This window comes from Actinoplanes sp. NPDC051346 (genome assembly GCF_040682215.1).
GTDB lineage: Bacteria > Actinomycetota > Actinomycetes > Mycobacteriales > Micromonosporaceae > Actinoplanes.
Map to the genome: position 1 here is coordinate 224,048 of NZ_JBFBAJ010000014.1, position 18,036 is coordinate 242,083.

An 18,036-nucleotide genomic window follows, 5' to 3' on the forward strand; every position below is an offset into this window, starting at 1 on the left:
CGCGACGCGACCCAGCGCGACGCGACCCAGCGCGACGCGACCCAGCGCGACGCGACCCAGCGCGACGCGACCCAGCGCGACGCGACCCAGCGCGACGCGACCCAGCGCGACCCGGCGCGACCCAGCGCGACCCAGCGCGACCCAGCGCGACCCAGCGCGACCCAGCGCGACCCAGCGCGACCCAGCGCGACCAGGCGCAATCCGGCGCGACCCCACGCGGCCCGACCCCACGCGACGCGGCGCGGCTCAACCACCACGGCGCACGCGCGGCACGGCTGGGCGCTAACGCGGCGCACTGTGGATCAGCTCGGCGGGACGGGCGCCGCAGACGACAGGGCGGGCTTGGGCGGCTCAGTCGTTGTCGATCCAGGTGAGGAGTTCGTCCACGGCCGAGCGGTCTCCCTTGATCGTGACCGAGTCCGTGCCGATGCGGCCGTAGAGGAGCAGGAGCAGGTCGCTGGCGGAGGCCTGGATGGTGGCCACCGGCTCGCCGCTGGGTGCGGGGTCGGCCTTTGCGCCGGCCGGGGTGAGGTCGACCAGCCAGGTCGGTCCCTCCACTGCGGACAACGCGATGCGGGCCGGGCGGTGTGGCCACGCTCCGAGGCTGCCGAGACTCACCACCAGGAACTCCGAGACCGCGTCCACGGCGATGGCGGCGGGAACCGGCTCCGCTTTGCCGGCGGCCTCCTGGGCGTCATATGTGTGCACGGCCGCCTCCTGGACCTGGTGGCGGGCGACCGCTCCCACGGTCGTCGGTGCTTCCGAGGCTTCCCACCACGTCCAGCATTCGCTGTCGGACGGGGCGGCTCGCAGGGCCTCCAGCAGCAGGAGGGTGGACTCGGCCGACCATTCGAGCAGCAGTGGGATGGATTCGGCCGACGACGCGAGCAGGTCGGGCTGGGGGGAAGTGTCGCCGAGGGTCTCGGCGGACGGAGGGCCGTCGGCAGGTCCTGCTGTGACCGTCGCTGCCCAGAAGCGGTGGACCTTGCCGAGGTGCACGATCAGGTCACGCACCGTCCAATCCGGGCAGCCGGGGACGCGGGCGGCGAGGCCAGCCACGGTCGCAGCCTCGCGGAACGCGGTCGCGCGCTCGTCGATCTGGTCCATCAGGTCCGGGTACGGCGGCATCGAGGTCATGCCCGTTGTCTACCACCGGCCACCGACAATTCCCGGTACCGCAGGTCACGACGTCGAGAAGTCGCACCTGAACGGCACGAGCAGGGCCACGCCTGAACGGCACGAGCAGGGCCACGCCTGAACAGCACGAGCAGGGCCACGCCTGAACAGCACGAGCAGGGCCACGCCTGAACAGCACGAGCAGGGCCACGCCTGAACAGCACGAGCGGAGCGGGGAATTTGGCGGCGGGCAGGCGGCGGCCCTGACACGCGCAAGCCGCCGGGCCACAAAGGGCCCGACGGCTATCCGAAGCTCAGCGCAGCGTCGCGAACGTCAGACGTTGAAGCCGAGCGCCCGGAGCTGGTCGCGGCCGTCGTCAGTGATCTTGTCCGGGCCCCACGGCGGGAGCCAGACCCAGTTGATCCGGAAGTCCTGCACCAGGCCGCCGCCGGGGCCGGTGGTCAGCGCCTGGCGGGTCTGGTCCTCGATCACATCGGTCAGCGGGCACGCCGCCGAGGTCAGCGTCATGTCGAGGGTGGCCACGTTGTCGTCGTCGACGTGAACGTCGTAGACGAGGCCGAGGTCGACCACGTTGATGCCGAGTTCCGGGTCGACGACGTCCTTCATCGCCTCCTCGACGTCGGCGACGGCGGCCTTGGCGCCCCCGCCCGAGCCCGCGCTCACGCCCGAGCCCGCGTCCGACGGTCCAGCCGACGAAGCGACCGCCGACGCAGCCGACGCAGCAGCCGGCGAAGCGACCGCCGACGCAGCCGACGCAGCAGCCGGCGAAGCGACCGCCGACGCAGCCGACGCAGCAGCCGGCGAATCGGCCGACGACCCGGCTGGCGCGGCAGCCGGCGAATCGGTCGGCGATCCGGCTGACGAGGCGGGCGACGTGGCGTCGTCCGGCCCGGCCGTCTCCGCCGCGTCCGCGGCGATTTCTTCTACAGTTCTGTCGGTCATGCCGTCACCTCCGGGCTGACGCCCACACCGGCGCGCGCCGCGGCGTCCTTGAACGCCATCCACGGCAGCAGCGCACATTTCACCCGGGCCGGGTATTTCGCAACGCCGGCGAATGCGATGCCGTCGCCGAGTACTTCTTCGTTGGGTTCCGCCTGGCCTCGGCTCTGCATCAGCTCGAGGAACGCTTCGTGGACCGCGAAGGCTTCCGCCACCGGGCGACCCTTCAGCAGTTCGTGCAGGACCGACGCCGAGGCCTGGCTGATCGAGCAGCCCACGCCGTCGTACGAGATGTCGGACAGGTCGCTGGTGACCCGGACGGTGATCTCGTCGCCGCAGGTGGGGTTCACGTGGTGCGCTTCGCCCTGGTACGGGTCTCGCAGGCCGCGCCCGTGCGGGTGCTTGTAGTGGTCCAGGATGATGTCCTGGTAGAGCTGGTCGATCATGCGAACACCCTTCGCACCTGCTCCAGACCGCGCGCCAGGGCGTCGATCTCGTCGGTCGTCGTATAGAGGTAGAACGAGGCTCGGGTCATCGCCGGAACCCCGTAGCGCGCGCACACCGGGCGCGCGCAGTGGTGGCCCACTCTCACCTCGACGCCGAGGCCGTCGAGGATCTGCCCCACGTCGTGCGGATGTACCCCGTCTACCTCGAATGACACCGTGCCGCCGCGGCCTTCCGGCGTGGCGGGACCGAAGATGCGTACGCCGGGGACGTCCATGAGCGCCTTCAACGCGTACGCGGTGATCTCCTGCTCGTGGCGGTGCACGTTCTCCATGCCCAGCGCCGTCAGGTAGTCGACGGCGGCGCCGAGGCCGATGGCCTCGGTGATCGGCGGCGTGCCGCCCTCGAAGCGGGCCGGGGGCGGCGCGAACGTGGTGCCCTCCAGGGTGACCGTCTCGATCGTCGAGCCGCCCGCGAGGAACGGCGGCATCGTCTCGAGCAGCGACATCCGGCCCCAGAGCACGCCGATGCCGGTCGGGCCGAGCATCTTGTGGCCGGTGAACGCGATGAAGTCGGCGCCGAGGTCGCGCACGTCCACCGGGAAGTGCGGCACCGACTGCGAGCAGTCGAGCATGACCAGCGCGCCGACCTCGTGTGCCCGGGCGACGATGCGCGCCGGGTCGTTGATCGTGCCGAGGATGTTGGACATGTGGACGACCGAGACGAGTTTGGTGCGCTCGTTGACCAGCTCGGTGAGCGAGGACTCGTCGAGTCGCCCCTCGTCGGTGACGCCGAACCAGCGCAGGGTCGCGCCGGTGCGCTGGCAGAGGAGCTGCCAGGGCACGAGGTTGGAGTGGTGCTCCATCTCGGAGACCACGATCTCGTCGCCGGGGCCGAGCGACAGGAACTCCGCCGCCGTCCACGCGACGAGGTTGATCGCCTCGGTGGAGTTCTTGGTGAACACCACCTCGTCCGGCGACGGCGCCCCGATGAAGGCCGCGACCTTCGCGCGGGCGTCCTCGTACGCGGTGGTCGACTCGGTGCCGAGCGTGTGCACCGAGCGCGACACGTTGCCGTTGTGCCGTTCCTGGTGATCACGCATGGCGTCGATCACCTGGCGCGGCTTCTGGGAGGTGTTAGCACTGTCCAGGTAGACCAGCGGATGCCCGTTGATCTCCCGGCCCAGGATCGGGAAGTCGGCGCGAACCCGGGCCACGTCGAAGGTCATCTTGATCTCCTAGAGACAGGCTCGGGTCAGGCGCGGGCGCCGGCGATGTACCGCTCGTACCCCTCGGCTTCGAGCTGCTCGGCGAGCTCGGGGCCACCCTCCTGGACGATCCTGCCGGCGACGAAGACGTGCACGAAGTCCGGCTTGATGTAGCGCAGGATGCGGGTGTAGTGGGTGATCAGCAGCAGACCGGTCTCGCCGGTCTCGCGGACCCGGTTGACGCCCTCGCTGACGATGCGCAGCGCGTCGATGTCGAGGCCGGAGTCGGTCTCGTCGAGGATCGCCATCTTCGGCTTGAGCAGCTCGAGCTGCATGATCTCGTGGCGCTTCTTCTCGCCGCCCGAGAAGCCCTCGTTGACGTTGCGCTGGGCGAACGCCGGGTCCATCTGGAGCTTCTCCATGGCGCCGCGCAGCTCGCCGGCCCAGGTCCGCAGCTTCGGCGCCTCGCCGTCGATCGCGGTCTTGGCGGTACGCAGGAAGTTCGCCACCGACACACCGGGAACCTCGACCGGGTACTGCATGGCGAGGAACAGGCCCGCCCGGGCGCGCTCGTCCACGCTCATGTCCAGGACGTTCGCGCCGTCCAGGGTCACCGTGCCGCCGGTGATCTCGTACTTGGGGTGGCCCGCGATGGAGTAGGCCAGCGTGGACTTGCCGGAGCCGTTGGGGCCCATGATGGCGTGGGTCTCGCCCGCCTTGACGGTGAGGTCGACCCCGGCCAGGATCGGCTTCAGGTCGCCCTCGGGCAGCTTGACCGAAACCTGCAGGTCGCGGATCTCCAGGGTGCTCACGGCTCTACTCCATTACTCGGTGTCGTCGAAACGTAGATGTCGCCGTCGCGGATCTCGACGGGGAAGGTCGCCACCGGCTCGGTGGCGGGCGGTCCGGAGGGCTCACCGGTGCGCAGATCGAAGCGGGAGCCGTGCAGCCAGCACTCGAGGGTGCAGCCGTCGGTCTCGCCCTCGGAGAGAGGGACGGTCGCGTGGCTGCACTCGTCGCGGACGGCGTAGAAGTTGTCGTCGTCCGCGTGCACGACCGCGACGTCGACGCCGTTCACCTCGACGGAGATCGCCGTGCCCTTCGCCACCTCGGCGGCGGGCCCGACAAGCTCGAAGGACATGGCTCAGGCCCCCGCCTTCGCCAGCCGGGCCTCGATGGCGTCGCCCAGGCGCTCGCGCAGCTCCTCGACCGGGATCTTGTTGATCAGCTCGGCGAAGAAGCCGCGGACCACGAGCTTGCGGGCCTCGTCCTCGGGGATGCCGCGGGCCATCAGGTAGAACAGCTGCTCGTCGTCGAAGCGGCCGGTGGCGCTGGCGTGGCCCGCGCCGGCGACCTCGCCGGTCTCGATCTCGAGGTTGGGCACCGAGTCGGCCCGGGCGCCGTCGGTCAGCACGAGGTTGCGGTTGATCTCGTATGTCTCCGTGCCCGTCGCCGCCGCGCGGATCAGCACGTCGCCGACCCAGACGGTGTGCGCCGAGGCGCCCTGCAGCGCGCCGCGGTAGCCGACGTAGCTGCGGCAGTCCGGCACGCTGTGGTCGACGAGCTGCCGGTGCTCGAGGTGCTGCCCGGCGTCGGCGAAGTACAGACCCCAGAGCTCGGCGTCGCCGCCGCGGCCGGTGTAGTCGACGCTGGTGAACTGGCGGACCAGGTCGCCGCCGAGGGACACCTGCACGTGCTGTGCCCGGGCGTCCCGGCCGACCTTGAACTTGACGTGCTGGGCCTGGACCGAGCCGGCGTCCCACTCGGCGATCGTGACGAGGGTGAGCTGGGCGCTGTCGCCGACGACGACCTCGATGTTGTCGGCGAGGGTCGCCGTGCCGGTCTGCTCCAGCACGATGGTGACCTTGGCGAAGTTGCCCACCCGGACGTAGGTGCGCGCGGCCGCGGCCTCGCCGCCCTGTCCGACGACGCGGATCACGGCCGCGGTGTCGGACACGGTCTCCGGGGCGACGTCGATCAGCGTCACCTCCGCCGCCGAGCCGTGCGCCAGGGCGCTGATCCGGTCGAACGGCGTGAGCACGGCGTCGACCTTGCCCGCGTCGACCTGGGTCACCGAGACGCCCGCCGGCAGGTCGCCCGGGGCGTAGCCGGGGGCCGCGCCGGTGAGCGAGGTCGCCGTGATCAGGGCGCCCAGCCGCTTGATCGGGGTGAAGCGCCACTCCTCCTCCAGGCCGGTGACGGCCGGGAAGTCGGTGACGTCGAAGGAACGCAGCACCTGCGACTTGGTGCTCGGCGGGGCCATGGCCTCGGTAGTCATCTCGTCCTTGTTCTCAGTCGTTGCGAAGGCCGGGAGTGGGTGCGGCGGTCAGCCGACAGCCCCCTCCATCTGGAGCTCGATGAGGCGGTTCAGCTCGAGGGCGTACTCCATGGGGAGCTCCTTGGCGATCGGCTCGATGAAGCCGCGCACGATCATCGCCATGGCCTCGTCCTCGGTCAGGCCCCGGCTCATCAGGTAGAAGAGCTGGTCGTCGCTGATCTTGGAGACGGTCGCCTCGTGGCCCATGTTGACGTCGTCCTCGCGGATGTCGACGTACGGGTAGGTGTCCGAGCGCGAGATCGTGTCGACCAGCAGCGCGTCGCACTTGACCGTGCTCTTGCTGTGGTGCGAGCCGTCCATCACCTGCACGAGACCGCGGTACGACGTGCGGCCACCGCCCCGGGCGATCGACTTGCTGACGATCGTCGACGACGTGTACGGCGCGGCGTGCACCATCTTGGCGCCGGCGTCCTGGTGCTGGCCCTCGCCGGCCATCGCGACCGAGAGCACCTCGCCCTTGGCGTGCGGGCCGGTCATGTAGACGGCCGGGTACTTCATCGTCACCTTGGAGCCGATGTTGCCGTCGATCCACTCCATGGTCGCGCCCTCTTCGCAGGTGGCGCGCTTGGTGACCAGGTTGTAGACGTTGTTCGACCAGTTCTGGATGGTCGTGTACCGGCAGCGGGCGTTCTTCTTGACGATGATCTCGACGACCGCGCTGTGCAGCGAGTCCGAGGAGTAGATCGGCGCGGTGCAGCCCTCGACGTAGTGCACGTACGCGCCCTCGTCGACGATGATCAGGGTCCGCTCGAACTGGCCCATGTTCTCGGTGTTGATCCGGAAGTACGCCTGCAGCGGGATCTCCACGTTGACGCCCTTGGGCACGTAGATGAACGAGCCGCCGGACCACACGGAGGTGTTCAGGGCGGCGAACTTGTTGTCGCCGACCGGGATCACCGTGCCGAAGTACTCCTTGAAGACGTCCTCGTACTCCTTCAGGGCGGTGTCGGTGTCGAGGAAGACGACACCCTGCTCCTCGAGGTCCTCACGGATCTTGTGGTAGACGACCTCGGACTCGTACTGCGCGGCGACGCCCGCGACGAGGCGCTGCTTCTCGGCCTCGGGGATGCCCAGCCGGTCGTAGGTCGCCTTGATGTCCTCGGGCAGGTCCTCCCAGCTCTGGGCCTGCTTCTCGGTGGAGCGCACGAAGTACTTGATGTTCTGGAAGTCGATGCCGGTGAGGTCGGCGCCCCAGTTCGGCATGGGCTTGCGGTCGAACAGACGCAGACCCTTGAGCCGCAGGTCGAGCATCCACTGCGGCTCGTTCTTCTTCGCGGAGATGTCGCGCACCACGGCTTCGGACAGACCACGCTGGGCGGTGGAGCCCGCGACGTCGGCGTCGGCCCAGCCGTACTCGTACTTGCCAAGAGCGGCCAGGTGCTCTTCCTGAGTGACGATCTGGTCGGTCATCTTTCCGTCCTAACCGTGATTGAGACAGGTGCACACTGCGGGGCTGGGATGTGCGTGGTGCACACCCCGTCGCCGTGCGCGATGGTGGCGAGGCGCTGCACGTGGGTGCCGATGAGCCGCGAAATGACCGCGGTCTCGGCGTCGCACAGCTGAGGGAACTCGGCGGCCACGTGCGCCACCGGGCAGTGGTGCTGGCACAGCTGCCCGCCGGACGCGATCGTGGTCGCGTTGGCAGCGTAGCCCTCGGCTGTCAGCGCCTCAGCGAGCGCCTCCGCCCGAGCGATCGGTGCGTCACCGGCCTCGAGCATCGCCGTGCGGCAGCGCTCCTCGAGCGCGGAGACCTGAGCCGCGGCGAAAGCTTCGACGGCCTCGGGACCACCGTGCTCGGCGATCCAGCGCACGGCCGCCGTGGCCATGCCGTCGTAGAAGTGCGGGAAGCCCTCGCGGGCGGTGGCGGTGAGCACGAAAGTCTTGGCCGGGCGGCCCCGCCCGCGCGGTGCGCGCTGGGGCGTCTCGCGGGCCTCGACGAGGTCGTCGGCGAGCATCGCGTCCAGGTGCTTGCGGATGGCGGCCGGGCTCAACCCGAGCTGCGCGCCGAGCTCGGCCGCGGTGGCGGTGCCCCGCTCCAGCAGCAGCTGCGCGACCCGGTCACGGGTGCGCACGTCGACGCCCTTGCCCTCCGCGGAGGATGCGCGCGAACCGGCGGCCGCACCGGCCACCTGACTGCTCCGCGACAGCACTCCGTTTTTCACTACGCCAACGTTACGTAATTCGTTCCGTGCCTGCAAACTGGCGCTCCGGTGATCCAGGACACCGAAGGGCAGCCTAAGCAGACCTCCCCGGAGCCGCCCAAAATCAAGATCGAATTCGGGCGTACGATGCCGCACGTGAGCACCGCCCTGCTGCGCCGCCTGTCCCTCGCGTCCCTCGTCGCCAACGTCGGCCTGGTCGTCACCGGCGCGGCGGTACGGCTGACCGCCTCCGGCCTCGGCTGCCCCACCTGGCCCAAGTGCACCGACTCGTCGTACACGACGACGCGCGCGATGGGCGTCCACGGAGTGATCGAGTTCGGCAACCGGCTGCTCGGCGTCGCGCTGGGACTGATCGCCCTCGCCACCTTCATCGCGGCGCTGCGGCACAAGCCCCGCCGCCGCTCGCTGATCCTGCTGTCGCTCGCGGCCGGGCTCGGCATCCCCGGACAGGGCGTCATCGGCGGCGTCACGGTCCTGACGGACCTCAACCCGTGGGTGGTCGGCCTGCACTTCCTGCTCTCGATGGCACTGATCTCGGTGACCTGGGCCCTCTGGCAGCGCACGAAGGAGGGCGACGCGCCCACCCGAGCGCTGGTGGCCCGCCCGCTGCGCCACCTGACCGCCCTGACCGCACTCGCGAGCGCGGCGGTGATCGTGGTCGGCGTGATCGTGACGGGCAGCGGCCCGCACGCGGGCGACGAGAACGCCCGGCGCAACGGCCTCGACCCGGCGACGATCTCGCAGGTCCACGCCGACCTGGTCTTCCTGCTCATCGGCCTGTCGGTGGCGCTGTGGTTCGCGCTGCGCGCGGCGGACGCCCCGGCGCCCGCGATCCGGGCGGCCGGCGTGTTCGTCGTGGTGGAGCTGGCGCAGGGCCTGGTCGGCTTCGTCCAGTACTTCACCCACCTGCCGGTGGTCCTGGTGGCGGCCCACATGCTCGGCGCCTGCCTGGTCTGGGTGGCCACCCTCAACGTCCTCTGGCGCCTGCGCGACCGCCCCACCCCGCCCATGCCCAGCCAGGCCGCCTCGACCCCACACCCCTGCACCACCACGATCCCGGCCTCAATCGCCTGATCGCGACCCGCGGCCTGCGAAAGCCGACGCGCTCACGCGAGGCGAACGAAGCGGGACCCACCAACGAAAGCGGCCCGGAAGCCTCCGGGCCGCACCGACTGATGGGGAAAGTTACCGCGCCATGCTGCGGCGGGACATTGACCGCCAGAGGTCGTTGCTGGGCCGCATCTGCTCCATGAGCTCGCGCTCCCACTCGTTCTCCACCTCGACGCCCGCGGTCTCGCAGGCCTGCCGGGCGACGTCCGTGCCGGCGGCGGCGAACTGGTCCGTCCATTCGCCGTCCTCGCCCACGAGGACGATGCGGGCGCCACGCTTGCCGACGTACTCGATGACCGCTTTCGCACCGCCGTGACCGGAGGCGAATGACTTGATGTCGGCGGTCAGTGTCGTATCGGAACCTTCTGCCATGAGGGAAGCCTAGGCAGACTTTCGCCGGGAGCAAGCATGGACGGGTGCTTTTTGTGACGCCAATTACCTGCGGGTTTAGCGCGATCGAGCATTGGTATGACCCGATTGAGTCCGTTTTACACCCCGGCAAACGTTCCCTCGATCGAGGGATCGAGAGTCACCGGACGGGTCGATAAAACGGGCATTATGTGCGACGTGCCGCAATGGCGTCACTCAATGCGAAACGCACACCCTGTGCGTCAGATGAGGGCGTCGACCGCGACGGCGATGAAGAGAATCGTCAGGTAGGTGATCGACCAGTGGAAGAGCCGCATCGCGTTGAGCGGCTCGCCACGGCGGGAGCGGCCCACCAGGCGGACGGCCTCGAGCAGGAACACGGCGCCCGCGACGAGGGCCGTGCCGCCGTAGATCGGGCCCATGCCCAGCGGCCAGGCGGCCAGCGAGGCCACCACGGTGAGCACGGTGAAGATCAGGATCTCGTTGTTCACCCGGCGGGCCGAGCGGACCACGGGCAGCATCGGAATGCCGGCGCGGGCGTAGTCGTCCTTGTACTTGATGGCCAGCGGGTAGAAGTGCGGCATCTGCCAAAAGAAGACAACGGCGAAAAGTGCCCACCCGATGGGAGCGACCGTGCCGGTCACCGCCGCCCAGGCGATGAGCACCGGAGCCGCGCCGCAGATGCCGCCCCAGAAGGTGTTCTGCGGGGTGCGCCGCTTGAGCCAGAGCGTGTAGACGACGTCGTAATAGACGATGGCGGCCGCGGTCAGCGCCGTCGCCAGCCAGTTGGTGAACGCGGCCATGAGCACGAGCGAGACCGCGGCCAGGGTCAGGCCGAAAATCAGCACCGCGCGGGGCGTGAGGCTGTGCGTGGCCAGCGGGCGGCGCTTGGTGCGGCGCATGAGCTGGTCGATGTCGCGGTCGATGTAGCAGTTGAGCGCGCTGGCCGCGCCCGCGGCCAGCGAGCCGCCGATCAGCACGACCGCCATCAGCCCCAGGTCAGGCCATCCGCGGGCGGCGAACATCATCGCCGGGATGGTGGTCACCAGCAGGAGTTCGACGATCTGTGGCTTGGTCAGCGAGACGTACGCCGCCAGCACGGCGCGGATGTCACGACGGGCCGTGGCACGCGCCGCCGGTGGCGCCGCCTCCCTCAGACCCGGCGACCGCCCCTGGGCGGGACGCTCGGTGATCATGCTCACGGACAGCCACCTTCCGGCATCGGCGAGGGCGCATTTCGTCAGCCGTCACCGGTGCGGACGGGCTGGCACGTTCGGACAGCCTACGCGCAGCCCGAGGCGCTGCTCGGTCGACCCGTCGAGGGTGCACGGCGTCACAGCCGGCGGCGTGCGGTCAGGGCCGGTGTCCGCTCTCAGCGTATGGGCCTGCGGCGTTCCCGTGCCGGTGGTTTACGCGGACTGGATAGGGTCACTTTCAAAGGGTTCCCACACCATGCCCGAGGAGATCGACCGACGTGGCTGCCAAAGACGATTTGAACTGGTCCGACCTCGACCGCAGGGCGGTCGATACCGTCCGCGTGCTCGCCATGGACGCCGTCGAGAAATCCGGCAACGGCCACCCCGGCACGGCGATGAGCCTCGCCCCGGCCGCCTACCTGTTGTTCAACCGGGTCATGCGGCACGACCCCACCGACCCGCTGTGGGCCGGCCGCGACCGGTTCGTGCTCTCCTGTGGCCACTCCAGCCTGACGCTCTACATTCAGCTCTATCTCTCCGGCTACGGCCTGGCGCTCGACGATCTGGCCTCCCTGCGCCAGTGGGGTTCGCTGACCCCCGGTCACCCTGAGCTCGGGCACACCCCCGGCGTCGAGGTCACCACGGGCCCGCTCGGCCAGGGCATCGGCAACGCCGTCGGCATGGCGATGGCGGCCCGCCGCGAGCGCGGCCTGTTCGACCCGGACGCCGCCGACGGCACCTCGGTCTTCGACCACCACGTCTTCGCCCTCTGCTCCGACGGGGACATCGAGGAGGGTGTCAGCCACGAGTCGAGCGCCGTCGCCGGCGTGCAGAAGCTCGGCAACCTCACGGTGATCTACGACGACAACGAGATCTCCATCGAGGACGACACCCGGATCGCCAAGAACGAGGACGTCGGCGCGCGCTACGCGGCCTACGGCTGGCACGTGCAGACGGTGGACTGGCGCCAGGGCGACCCCGAGAAGGGCGAGTACAACGAGGACGTGGAGGCCCTCTACGCGGCGATCCAGGCCGCGAAGGCGGTCACCGACAAGCCGTCCTTCATCGTGCTGCGCACCATCATCGGCTGGCCCGCGCCCAACAAGCAGAACACCGGCAAGATCCACGGTTCCGCCCTGGGCGCCGAGGAGGTCGCGGCGACCAAGCAGATCATGGGTCTCGACCCCAACGAGACGTTCGCCGTCGCCGACGAGGTGCTCGAGCACGCCCGCCAGGTCGCCGCCCGCGGCCGCGACGCGCACGCCGAGTGGGACAAGGCCTTCGAGGCCTGGGCCGCCGGCAACGAAGAGGGCCGCAAGCTGTACGACCGCCTCGCCGCCCGCGCGCTGCCCGAGGGCTGGGCGGCGGCGCTGCCCGAGTTCCCGGCCGACCCCAAGGGCCTGGCCACCCGCGCCGCGTCCGGCAAGGTGCTCGACGCCCTCGCACCGGTGCTGCCCGAGCTGTGGGGCGGCTCGGCCGACCTGGCCGAGAGCAACAACACCACGATGAAGGGCGAGCCCTCGTTCATTCCGGCCGAGTACGCCACGAAGGCGTTCCCCGGCCACGAGTACGGCCGCACCCTGCACTTCGGCATCCGCGAGCACGGCATGGGCTCGATCCTCAACGGCATCGCCGCACACGGCGGCACCCGGCCGTACGGCGGCACCTTCCTGGTCTTCAGCGACTACATGCGTGGCGCCGTCCGCCTGTCGGCGCTGATGAAGCTTCCGGTCATCTACGTGTGGACGCACGACTCCATCGGTCTGGGCGAGGACGGCCCGACACACCAGCCGATCGAGACGCTGTCGGCGCTGCGGGCGATCATCGGCCTCGACGTGGTGCGTCCGGCCGACGCCAACGAGACCGCGTGGGCCTGGCGCGGCGCGTTGGAGCACACCGACCGCCCGACCGCCCTCGCGCTGTCGCGGCAGAACCTGCCGACCATCGACCGGGGCAGGTACGCGTCGGCCGAGGGCGTCCTCAAGGGCGGCTACATCCTCTCGGAGGCGTCCGGCGGCGACCCGCACGTGATCCTCATCGGCACCGGCTCCGAGGTGTCGATCTGCCTGACCGCACAGGAACGTCTCGAGGCCGAGGGCACCCCGACCCGGGTCGTGTCGATGCCGTGCCAGGAGTGGTTCTTCGCCCAAGACACGGCTTACCAGCAGCACGTGCTTCCTCGGGGCGTCAAGGCGCGCGTCACCGTCGAGGCCGGCATCCGGATGAGCTGGGACCGTCTGATCGGCGACGCCGGAGAGGCCGTCAGCATCGAGCACTACGGTGCGAGCGCCCCGGCGAAGATCCTGTTCGAGCAGTTCGGCTTCACCGCGGACAACGTGGTGGCCAAGGCCAACGCCGCCCTCGCCAAGGTCGGCGAAATCACCGGTCACAAGACCGGAAACTGAGGAGTGAAGATGACGGACAGGCTGGCTGACCTCTCTGCCGCCGGCGTGGCGGTATGGCTCGACGATCTTTCCCGCGTACGCCTGCAGAGCGGCTCGCTGGACAAGATGCGCCGCGAGCAGAACGTGGTCGGCGTGACCACTAACCCGACCATCTTCGCCAAGGCGCTCGCCGACGCCGACGCGTACGACGAGCAGCTCAAGGACCTCGCCGCGCAGCAGGTCACCGTCGAGGAGGCGGTGCGGCTGCTGACCTCGTACGACGTGCGCTGGGCTTGTGACGTCATGCGGCCGGCGTACGACGCGTCGAACGGCGTCGACGGGCGGGTGTCCATCGAGGTCGATCCGCGCAGCGCGCACGCGACCGAGAAGACCGCGTCCGAGGCGAAGACGCTGTGGTGGCTCGTCGACCGCCCCAACCTCTTCATCAAGATCCCGGCCACCCAGGCGGGTCTGCCGGCGATCACGGCGACACTCGGCGCCGGCATCAGCGTCAACGTCACGCTGATCTTCTCGCTGGAGCGCTACCGGGCCGTCATGGACGCCTTCCTAGCGGGCATGGAGCAGGCCAAGGCCAACGGCCACGACCTCAGCAAGATCGGCTCGGTCGCCTCCTTCTTCGTGTCCCGGGTGGACACCGAGATTGACAAGCGGCTCGACAAGATCGGCAGCGACGAGGCCAAGGCGCTGCGGGGCAAGGCCGCGGTCGCGAACGCCCAGCTCGCCTACCAGGCGTACGCCGAGGTGTTCGGCTCCGACCGCTGGAAGGCCCTGGCCGACGCGGGCGCCCTTCCGCAGCGGCCGCTGTGGGCGTCGACCGGCACGAAGAACCCCGACTACAAGGACACCATCTACGTCGAGGAGCTGATCGCTCCCGGCACGGTCAACACCATGCCGGAAGCGGTCATCACGGCCTTCCACGACCACGGTGAGACCCGGGGCGACACGGTGACCGGCTCGTACGCCGCCGCCCAGAAGGTGATGGACGACGTCGCCGCGATCGGCGTCGATCTCGAGGACGTCTTCAAGGTCCTCGAGGACGAGGGTGTCGAGAAGTTCGAGGCCAGCTGGGGCGAGCTGCTCGGCGACGTGAAGAAGTCGCTCGACGCCGCCGCCAAGGGCTCCGACCACCCGAGCGACGCCGCGGCGCGCTGAGGCATCGCCGACCCGCTCACGGCCGAGTGCCGTGAGCGGGTCGGGCCCGGCCGTTTCGGGTAACCCTGCGCGATGACGAAAAGCTGGCAGGATGGGACACGTGGGTAATCCGCTGCGCACCGCACAGGATCGACGGCTTCCCAGGATCCCGGAGCCGTGCGCTCTGGTGATTTTCGGTGTCACCGGCGACCTGTCGCGGAAGAAACTGATCCCGGCCGTCTACGACCTCGCCAACCGGGGCCTGCTGCCGCCCGGCTTCGTGGTCCTCGGCTTCGCCCGGCGCGACTGGGGCGACGGCGACTTCGAGTCGCTGGCCTACGAGGCCGCCAAGAAGGGCGCCCGGACACCGTGGCGTGAGGACGTCTGGCAGCGGCTGGCGAGCCAGTTCCAGTTCGTTCCCGGCTCCTTCGACGACGATGCCGCGTTCGACAGCCTGGCGAGCACGTTGGACGAGCTCCGCGAGCGTAACGGCATCGCCGGCAACGCCGCGTTCTACTTCTCCATCCCGCCGGCCGCGTTCCCGCTGGTGCTCAACCAGCTCAACCGCACCGGGATGGCCGACAACGCCAAGTCCGGCGGCTGGCGCCGGGTCGTCGTCGAGAAGCCGTTCGGCAACGACCTGAAGACCGCCATGGCGCTCAACAAGCTGGTCGACGAGGTCTTCACCCCCGAGGACGTCTTCCGCATCGACCACTACCTGGGCAAGGAGACGGTCCAGAACATCCTGGCGCTGCGCTTCGCGAACAGCCTGTTCGAGCCGGTGTGGAATTCCAAGTACGTCGACTCGGTGCAGATCACCATGGCCGAGGACGTCGGCATCGGCACCCGCGCCGCCTTCTACGACTCCGCCGGCGCCGCCCGCGACGTGTTGCAGAACCACCTGCTGCAGCTGCTCGCCCTGGTGGGGATGGAGGAGCCGACGAGCTTCGACCCCAACGAGATCCGCGCCGAGAAGCTGAAGGTGCTCCGGGCGATCAGCCTGCCCAAGGACATCGGCGCCGGCTCGGTGCGCGGGCAGTACCTGCCAGGCTGGGTGGCCGGCGAACGCGCGGCGGGCTACCTCGAGGAGAAGGGCGTGCCGGCGGACTCCACCACGGAGACGTACGTCGCGGTGCGCCTGGGCATCCAGAACCGCCGCTGGGCCGGGGTGCCGTTCTTCGTGCGGGTGGGCAAGCGGATGCCGCGCCGGGTGACCGAGATCGCCATCCTCTTCAAGCGCGCGCCGCACCTGCCCTTCGACCCCGCCGACGTCGAGATGCTCGGCAACAACCAGCTGGTCATCCGGGTGCAGCCCGACGAGGGCGTGGTGCTGAAGTTCGGGTCCAAGGTGCCGGGCACCACGATGGAGGTCCGGGACATCGCGATGGACTTCCAGTACGGCGAGGCGTTCACCGAGTCCAGCCCGGAGGCGTACGAACGTCTGGTGCTCGACGTGCTGGTGGGCGACCGGACCCTGTTCCCGGACGCGGCCGAGGTGGAGCAGAGCTGGCGCGTCATCGACCCCCTCGAGGAGGCCTGGACCGGCACCAAGCCGGAGCCGTACCGCGCCGGCGAGTGGGGCCCGCGCGCTTCGGACGAGATGCTGGCCCTCGAGGGTCGGGCTTGGAGGCGGGCATGATCGGCTTGTGGGACACCACCGGCAACGAGGTCGTCAAGGCGCTCGCGGCCGAGCGGCGCAGCGCGGGCGGCGTGGCCTCCGGCCTCGCCCTCACCCTCGTCGCCGTGGTGGAGGAGAAGAAGGTCCGCGAGGCGGAGGCCGCCGCCACCATCGCGGCGTCCGCGCACCCGTGCCGCCTGCTCGTCGTGGTCCGCTCGGACCTGGAGGGCCGCAGCCGGCTGGACGCGGAGATCGTCGTCGGCGGGCGGCTGGGCCCGGCCGAGGCCGTCGTGATGCGCATGTACGGCCGCCTGGCCCTGCACGCCGAGTCGGTGGTCATGCCGCTGCTCGCCCCGGACGTGCCGGTGGTGACCTGGTGGCACGGCGAGCCGCCGGACGTCATCGCCAACGACTTCCTCGGCGTCGTCGCGGACCGCCGCATCACCGACAGCAAGCTCGCACCGGACCCGGTCGCCGCTCTGAGGCAGCGGGCCGTCGACTACGCACCCGGCGACACCGACCTCACCTGGACGCGCATCACCCTGTGGCGCACCCTCGTGGCGGGTGCCTTCGACACCACCGAGGAGCGGGTCACCGGCGCCACGGTCGTCGCGCCGGCCGACGATCCCACCGCCGCCCTGATGTGCGGGTGGCTCAAGTCGCGGCTGGGCATCGAGCCGAAGTGGGAGTACACCGACAAGACCCCGCGCATGCACTCGGTGCAGCTCGGATGCGCCAACGGCGACTGCGTCACGGTCACGCGCGAGGAGGGTACGGCGCTGTTCAGCCGTACCGGGCAGGAGCCGCGCTACATGCCGCTGCCGAAGCGGCCGGTCGGCGACGAGCTCGCCGAAGAGCTGCGCCGGCTCGACCCCGACCAGATCTACGGCGAGGCGCTGGGCGCGATGGCGGGCCTTCCCAACCTCGAACAGAAGCCGCCGATGCGGGTTCACGTGTGGAAGGACCCGGCGCTGGCCGCCCGCGCGGGCGAGGAGGCGGGCGCCATGGCGGGCCCCGGCGGGTCCGCCGTCTGAGTCATTAGGATCAAGGGGGCCGCTCCGCCGTTTCGGGTGGGCGGCCCCGCGCTCGTGATGAGGAGTTCGATGAGCGAGACCGTTGTCGTGGTGGTTCCGGACGCCGACATTCTGGCGTCGGCCGTGGCGGCCCGACTGGTGACCACGATCATCGACGCGCAGGCGGTGCGCGGCCGGGCTGACGTGGTGCTGACCGGCGGCCGGGTCGCGGCCAAGGTGTTGCGCGCCGTCAAGGAGCTGCCGGCGGCGGGCGCCATCGACTGGTCCCGCGTCGACCTGTGGTGGGGCGACGAGCGATTCCTGCCGTCCGGCGACCCGGACCGCAACGAGACCCAGGCCCGCGAGGCCCTGCTGGACGGCCTGCCGCTCGCTCCGGAACGGGTGCACCCGATGCCGGCGGCGGACGGCCCCGACGGCGACGACGCGAAGGCGGCGGCGGACCGCTACGTCCGCGAGCTGGCGGCCGGCGGCGACCCGCTCCCCCGCTTCGACGTGCTCATGCTCGGCGTCGGCGAGGACGGACACGTGGCGTCGCTGTTCCCCGGCCACCCGGACGCGACCGCCGAGGGCACGGCGACGGCGGTGCACGACAGTCCCAAGCCGCCCCCGACGCGCATCTCGCTGACCATGGCGGCGATCCGGTCGGCGGCGGAGGTCTGGCTGGTGGCCGCCGGGCCGGACAAGGCGGCCGCGGTCGGCGCGGCCCTCGGCGGCGACACCTCACTGCCGGCGGCCCGGGCGGCCGGAGCGGCGAAGACCGTGTGGCTGCTGGACACCGCGGCGGCGGCCACGCGCTGAGGATACGAAAAAGCCGCCCCGCGCGACGCGGGGCGGCTTTCTGTGCGGCTGTGGTCAGCCGAGCAGCGTCGGCAGCTTCTCGAACAGCTGCGTCGTGTACGTCATCATCTCGTGCAGCATCCAGTTCCCCGAGAACAGGATCGCCGC

Annotated in this window: 18 protein-coding genes; 6 read left to right on the forward strand and 12 right to left on the reverse strand. The window is 70.3% G+C overall.

Annotated elements, in window-relative coordinates; genetic code table 11:
- The 10 genes from AB0M36_RS30620 to AB0M36_RS30665 all read right to left on the reverse strand — a co-directional run.
- A partial coding sequence (locus tag AB0M36_RS30620) for a hypothetical protein (protein WP_364164459.1) occupies positions 1–254 on the reverse strand: 254 nt, incomplete at its 3' end.
- 97 nt (positions 255–351) lie between these two features.
- Positions 352–1,137 (reverse strand): maleylpyruvate isomerase family mycothiol-dependent enzyme, encoded by a 786-nt coding sequence (locus AB0M36_RS30625; protein WP_364164462.1) that lies wholly within the window; start codon positions 1,135–1,137, stop codon positions 352–354.
- Positions 1,138–1,450: 313 nt separating this feature from the next.
- Positions 1,451–1,801, reverse strand: coding sequence for a metal-sulfur cluster assembly factor (locus AB0M36_RS30630; protein ID WP_364164464.1), 351 nt, complete (start codon positions 1,799–1,801; stop codon positions 1,451–1,453).
- A gap of 275 nt (positions 1,802–2,076) precedes the next feature.
- Positions 2,077–2,523, reverse strand: a complete 447-nt coding sequence (sufU, locus tag AB0M36_RS30635) for a Fe-S cluster assembly sulfur transfer protein SufU (RefSeq protein WP_364164467.1) — start codon at positions 2,521–2,523, stop codon at positions 2,077–2,079.
- Positions 2,520–3,749 carry a cysteine desulfurase gene (locus AB0M36_RS30640; protein ID WP_364164470.1) on the reverse strand — a complete coding sequence of 410 codons (1,230 nt, stop codon included), beginning with the start codon at positions 3,747–3,749 and terminating at the stop codon, positions 2,520–2,522. The genes sufU and AB0M36_RS30640 overlap by 4 nt, the downstream gene beginning before the upstream one ends.
- Before the next feature lie 26 nt (positions 3,750–3,775).
- A complete protein-coding gene (gene sufC / locus AB0M36_RS30645; RefSeq protein ID WP_364164473.1) occupies positions 3,776–4,540 on the reverse strand; it encodes a Fe-S cluster assembly ATPase SufC in 765 nt (254 codons plus the stop codon).
- On the reverse strand, positions 4,537–4,869 hold the full coding sequence (locus tag AB0M36_RS30650) for a non-heme iron oxygenase ferredoxin subunit (RefSeq protein WP_364164475.1): 333 nt from the start codon (positions 4,867–4,869) through the stop codon (positions 4,537–4,539). Before AB0M36_RS30650 ends, sufC begins: the two co-directional genes overlap by 4 nt.
- A gap of 3 nt (positions 4,870–4,872) precedes the next feature.
- A complete protein-coding gene (gene sufD, locus AB0M36_RS30655) occupies positions 4,873–6,006 on the reverse strand; it encodes a Fe-S cluster assembly protein SufD (protein WP_364164478.1) in 1,134 nt (377 codons plus the stop codon).
- A gap of 48 nt (positions 6,007–6,054) precedes the next feature.
- Complete coding sequence (gene sufB / locus AB0M36_RS30660) at positions 6,055–7,476, reverse strand: Fe-S cluster assembly protein SufB (protein ID WP_364164480.1); 1,422 nt, start codon at positions 7,474–7,476, stop codon at positions 6,055–6,057.
- Positions 7,473–8,138 carry an ArsR family transcriptional regulator gene (locus tag AB0M36_RS30665; RefSeq protein WP_364164534.1) on the reverse strand — a complete coding sequence of 222 codons (666 nt, stop codon included), beginning with the start codon at positions 8,136–8,138 and terminating at the stop codon, positions 7,473–7,475. The genes sufB and AB0M36_RS30665 overlap by 4 nt, the downstream gene beginning before the upstream one ends.
- A gap of 225 nt (positions 8,139–8,363) precedes the next feature.
- Between AB0M36_RS30665 and AB0M36_RS30670 the strand changes: the two genes are divergently transcribed.
- Positions 8,364–9,302, forward strand: coding sequence for a COX15/CtaA family protein (locus AB0M36_RS30670; protein ID WP_364164483.1), 939 nt, complete (start codon positions 8,364–8,366; stop codon positions 9,300–9,302).
- Between the two features lie 111 nt (positions 9,303–9,413).
- Here AB0M36_RS30670 and AB0M36_RS30675 read toward each other — a convergent pair whose 3' ends face one another.
- Both AB0M36_RS30675 and AB0M36_RS30680 read right to left on the reverse strand, forming a co-directional pair.
- Complete coding sequence (locus AB0M36_RS30675; RefSeq protein WP_364164485.1) at positions 9,414–9,710, reverse strand: hypothetical protein; 297 nt, start codon at positions 9,708–9,710, stop codon at positions 9,414–9,416.
- 239 nt (positions 9,711–9,949) lie between these two features.
- Entirely contained in the window at positions 9,950–10,903 is a 954-nt protein-coding gene (locus AB0M36_RS30680) for a heme o synthase (protein WP_364164537.1), read from the reverse strand.
- Between the two features lie 350 nt (positions 10,904–11,253).
- On the opposite strand from AB0M36_RS30680, the gene tkt reads away from it, so the two are divergent.
- The 5 genes from tkt (at position 11,254) to pgl (ending at position 17,889) form a co-directional block, all read left to right on the forward strand.
- Positions 11,254–13,308, forward strand: coding sequence for a transketolase (gene tkt, locus AB0M36_RS30685; protein ID WP_364164540.1), 2,055 nt, complete (start codon positions 11,254–11,256; stop codon positions 13,306–13,308).
- 9 nt (positions 13,309–13,317) lie between these two features.
- Positions 13,318–14,460 (forward strand): transaldolase, encoded by a 1,143-nt coding sequence (tal, locus tag AB0M36_RS30690; protein ID WP_364164487.1) that lies wholly within the window; start codon positions 13,318–13,320, stop codon positions 14,458–14,460.
- A 100-nt stretch (positions 14,461–14,560) separates the two neighbouring features.
- Positions 14,561–16,078 (forward strand): glucose-6-phosphate dehydrogenase, encoded by a 1,518-nt coding sequence (zwf, locus tag AB0M36_RS30695; protein WP_364164490.1) that lies wholly within the window; start codon positions 14,561–14,563, stop codon positions 16,076–16,078.
- Entirely contained in the window at positions 16,075–17,091 is a 1,017-nt protein-coding gene (locus tag AB0M36_RS30700; protein ID WP_364164493.1) for a glucose-6-phosphate dehydrogenase assembly protein OpcA, read from the forward strand. The genes zwf and AB0M36_RS30700 overlap by 4 nt, the downstream gene beginning before the upstream one ends.
- Before the next feature lie 69 nt (positions 17,092–17,160).
- Positions 17,161–17,889, forward strand: coding sequence for a 6-phosphogluconolactonase (pgl, locus tag AB0M36_RS30705; protein WP_364164496.1), 729 nt, complete (start codon positions 17,161–17,163; stop codon positions 17,887–17,889).
- Positions 17,890–18,036 lie beyond the last annotated feature (147 nt).

What these genes read in the sequence shown, in the direction of transcription:
- AB0M36_RS30700 (WP_364164493.1), top strand. Translation starts at nt 16,075, where the DNA reads ATGATCGGCTTGTGGGACACCACCGGCAACGAGGTCGTCAAGGCGCTC.
- AB0M36_RS30650 (WP_364164475.1), bottom strand. Translation starts at nt 4,869, where the DNA reads ATGTCCTTCGAGCTTGTCGGGCCCGCCGCCGAGGTGGCGAAGGGCACG.
- AB0M36_RS30625 (WP_364164462.1), bottom strand. Translation starts at nt 1,137, where the DNA reads ATGACCTCGATGCCGCCGTACCCGGACCTGATGGACCAGATCGACGAG.
- AB0M36_RS30680 (WP_364164537.1), bottom strand. Translation starts at nt 10,903, where the DNA reads ATGATCACCGAGCGTCCCGCCCAGGGGCGGTCGCCGGGTCTGAGGGAG.
- sufD (WP_364164478.1), bottom strand. Translation starts at nt 6,006, where the DNA reads ATGACTACCGAGGCCATGGCCCCGCCGAGCACCAAGTCGCAGGTGCTG.
- AB0M36_RS30675 (WP_364164485.1), bottom strand. Translation starts at nt 9,710, where the DNA reads ATGGCAGAAGGTTCCGATACGACACTGACCGCCGACATCAAGTCATTC.
- pgl (WP_364164496.1), top strand. Translation starts at nt 17,161, where the DNA reads ATGAGCGAGACCGTTGTCGTGGTGGTTCCGGACGCCGACATTCTGGCG.
- tal (WP_364164487.1), top strand. Translation starts at nt 13,318, where the DNA reads ATGACGGACAGGCTGGCTGACCTCTCTGCCGCCGGCGTGGCGGTATGG.
- sufB (WP_364164480.1), bottom strand. Translation starts at nt 7,476, where the DNA reads ATGACCGACCAGATCGTCACTCAGGAAGAGCACCTGGCCGCTCTTGGC.
- tkt (WP_364164540.1), top strand. Translation starts at nt 11,254, where the DNA reads ATGGACGCCGTCGAGAAATCCGGCAACGGCCACCCCGGCACGGCGATG.
- AB0M36_RS30640 (WP_364164470.1), bottom strand. Translation starts at nt 3,749, where the DNA reads ATGACCTTCGACGTGGCCCGGGTTCGCGCCGACTTCCCGATCCTGGGC.
- sufU (WP_364164467.1), bottom strand. Translation starts at nt 2,523, where the DNA reads ATGATCGACCAGCTCTACCAGGACATCATCCTGGACCACTACAAGCAC.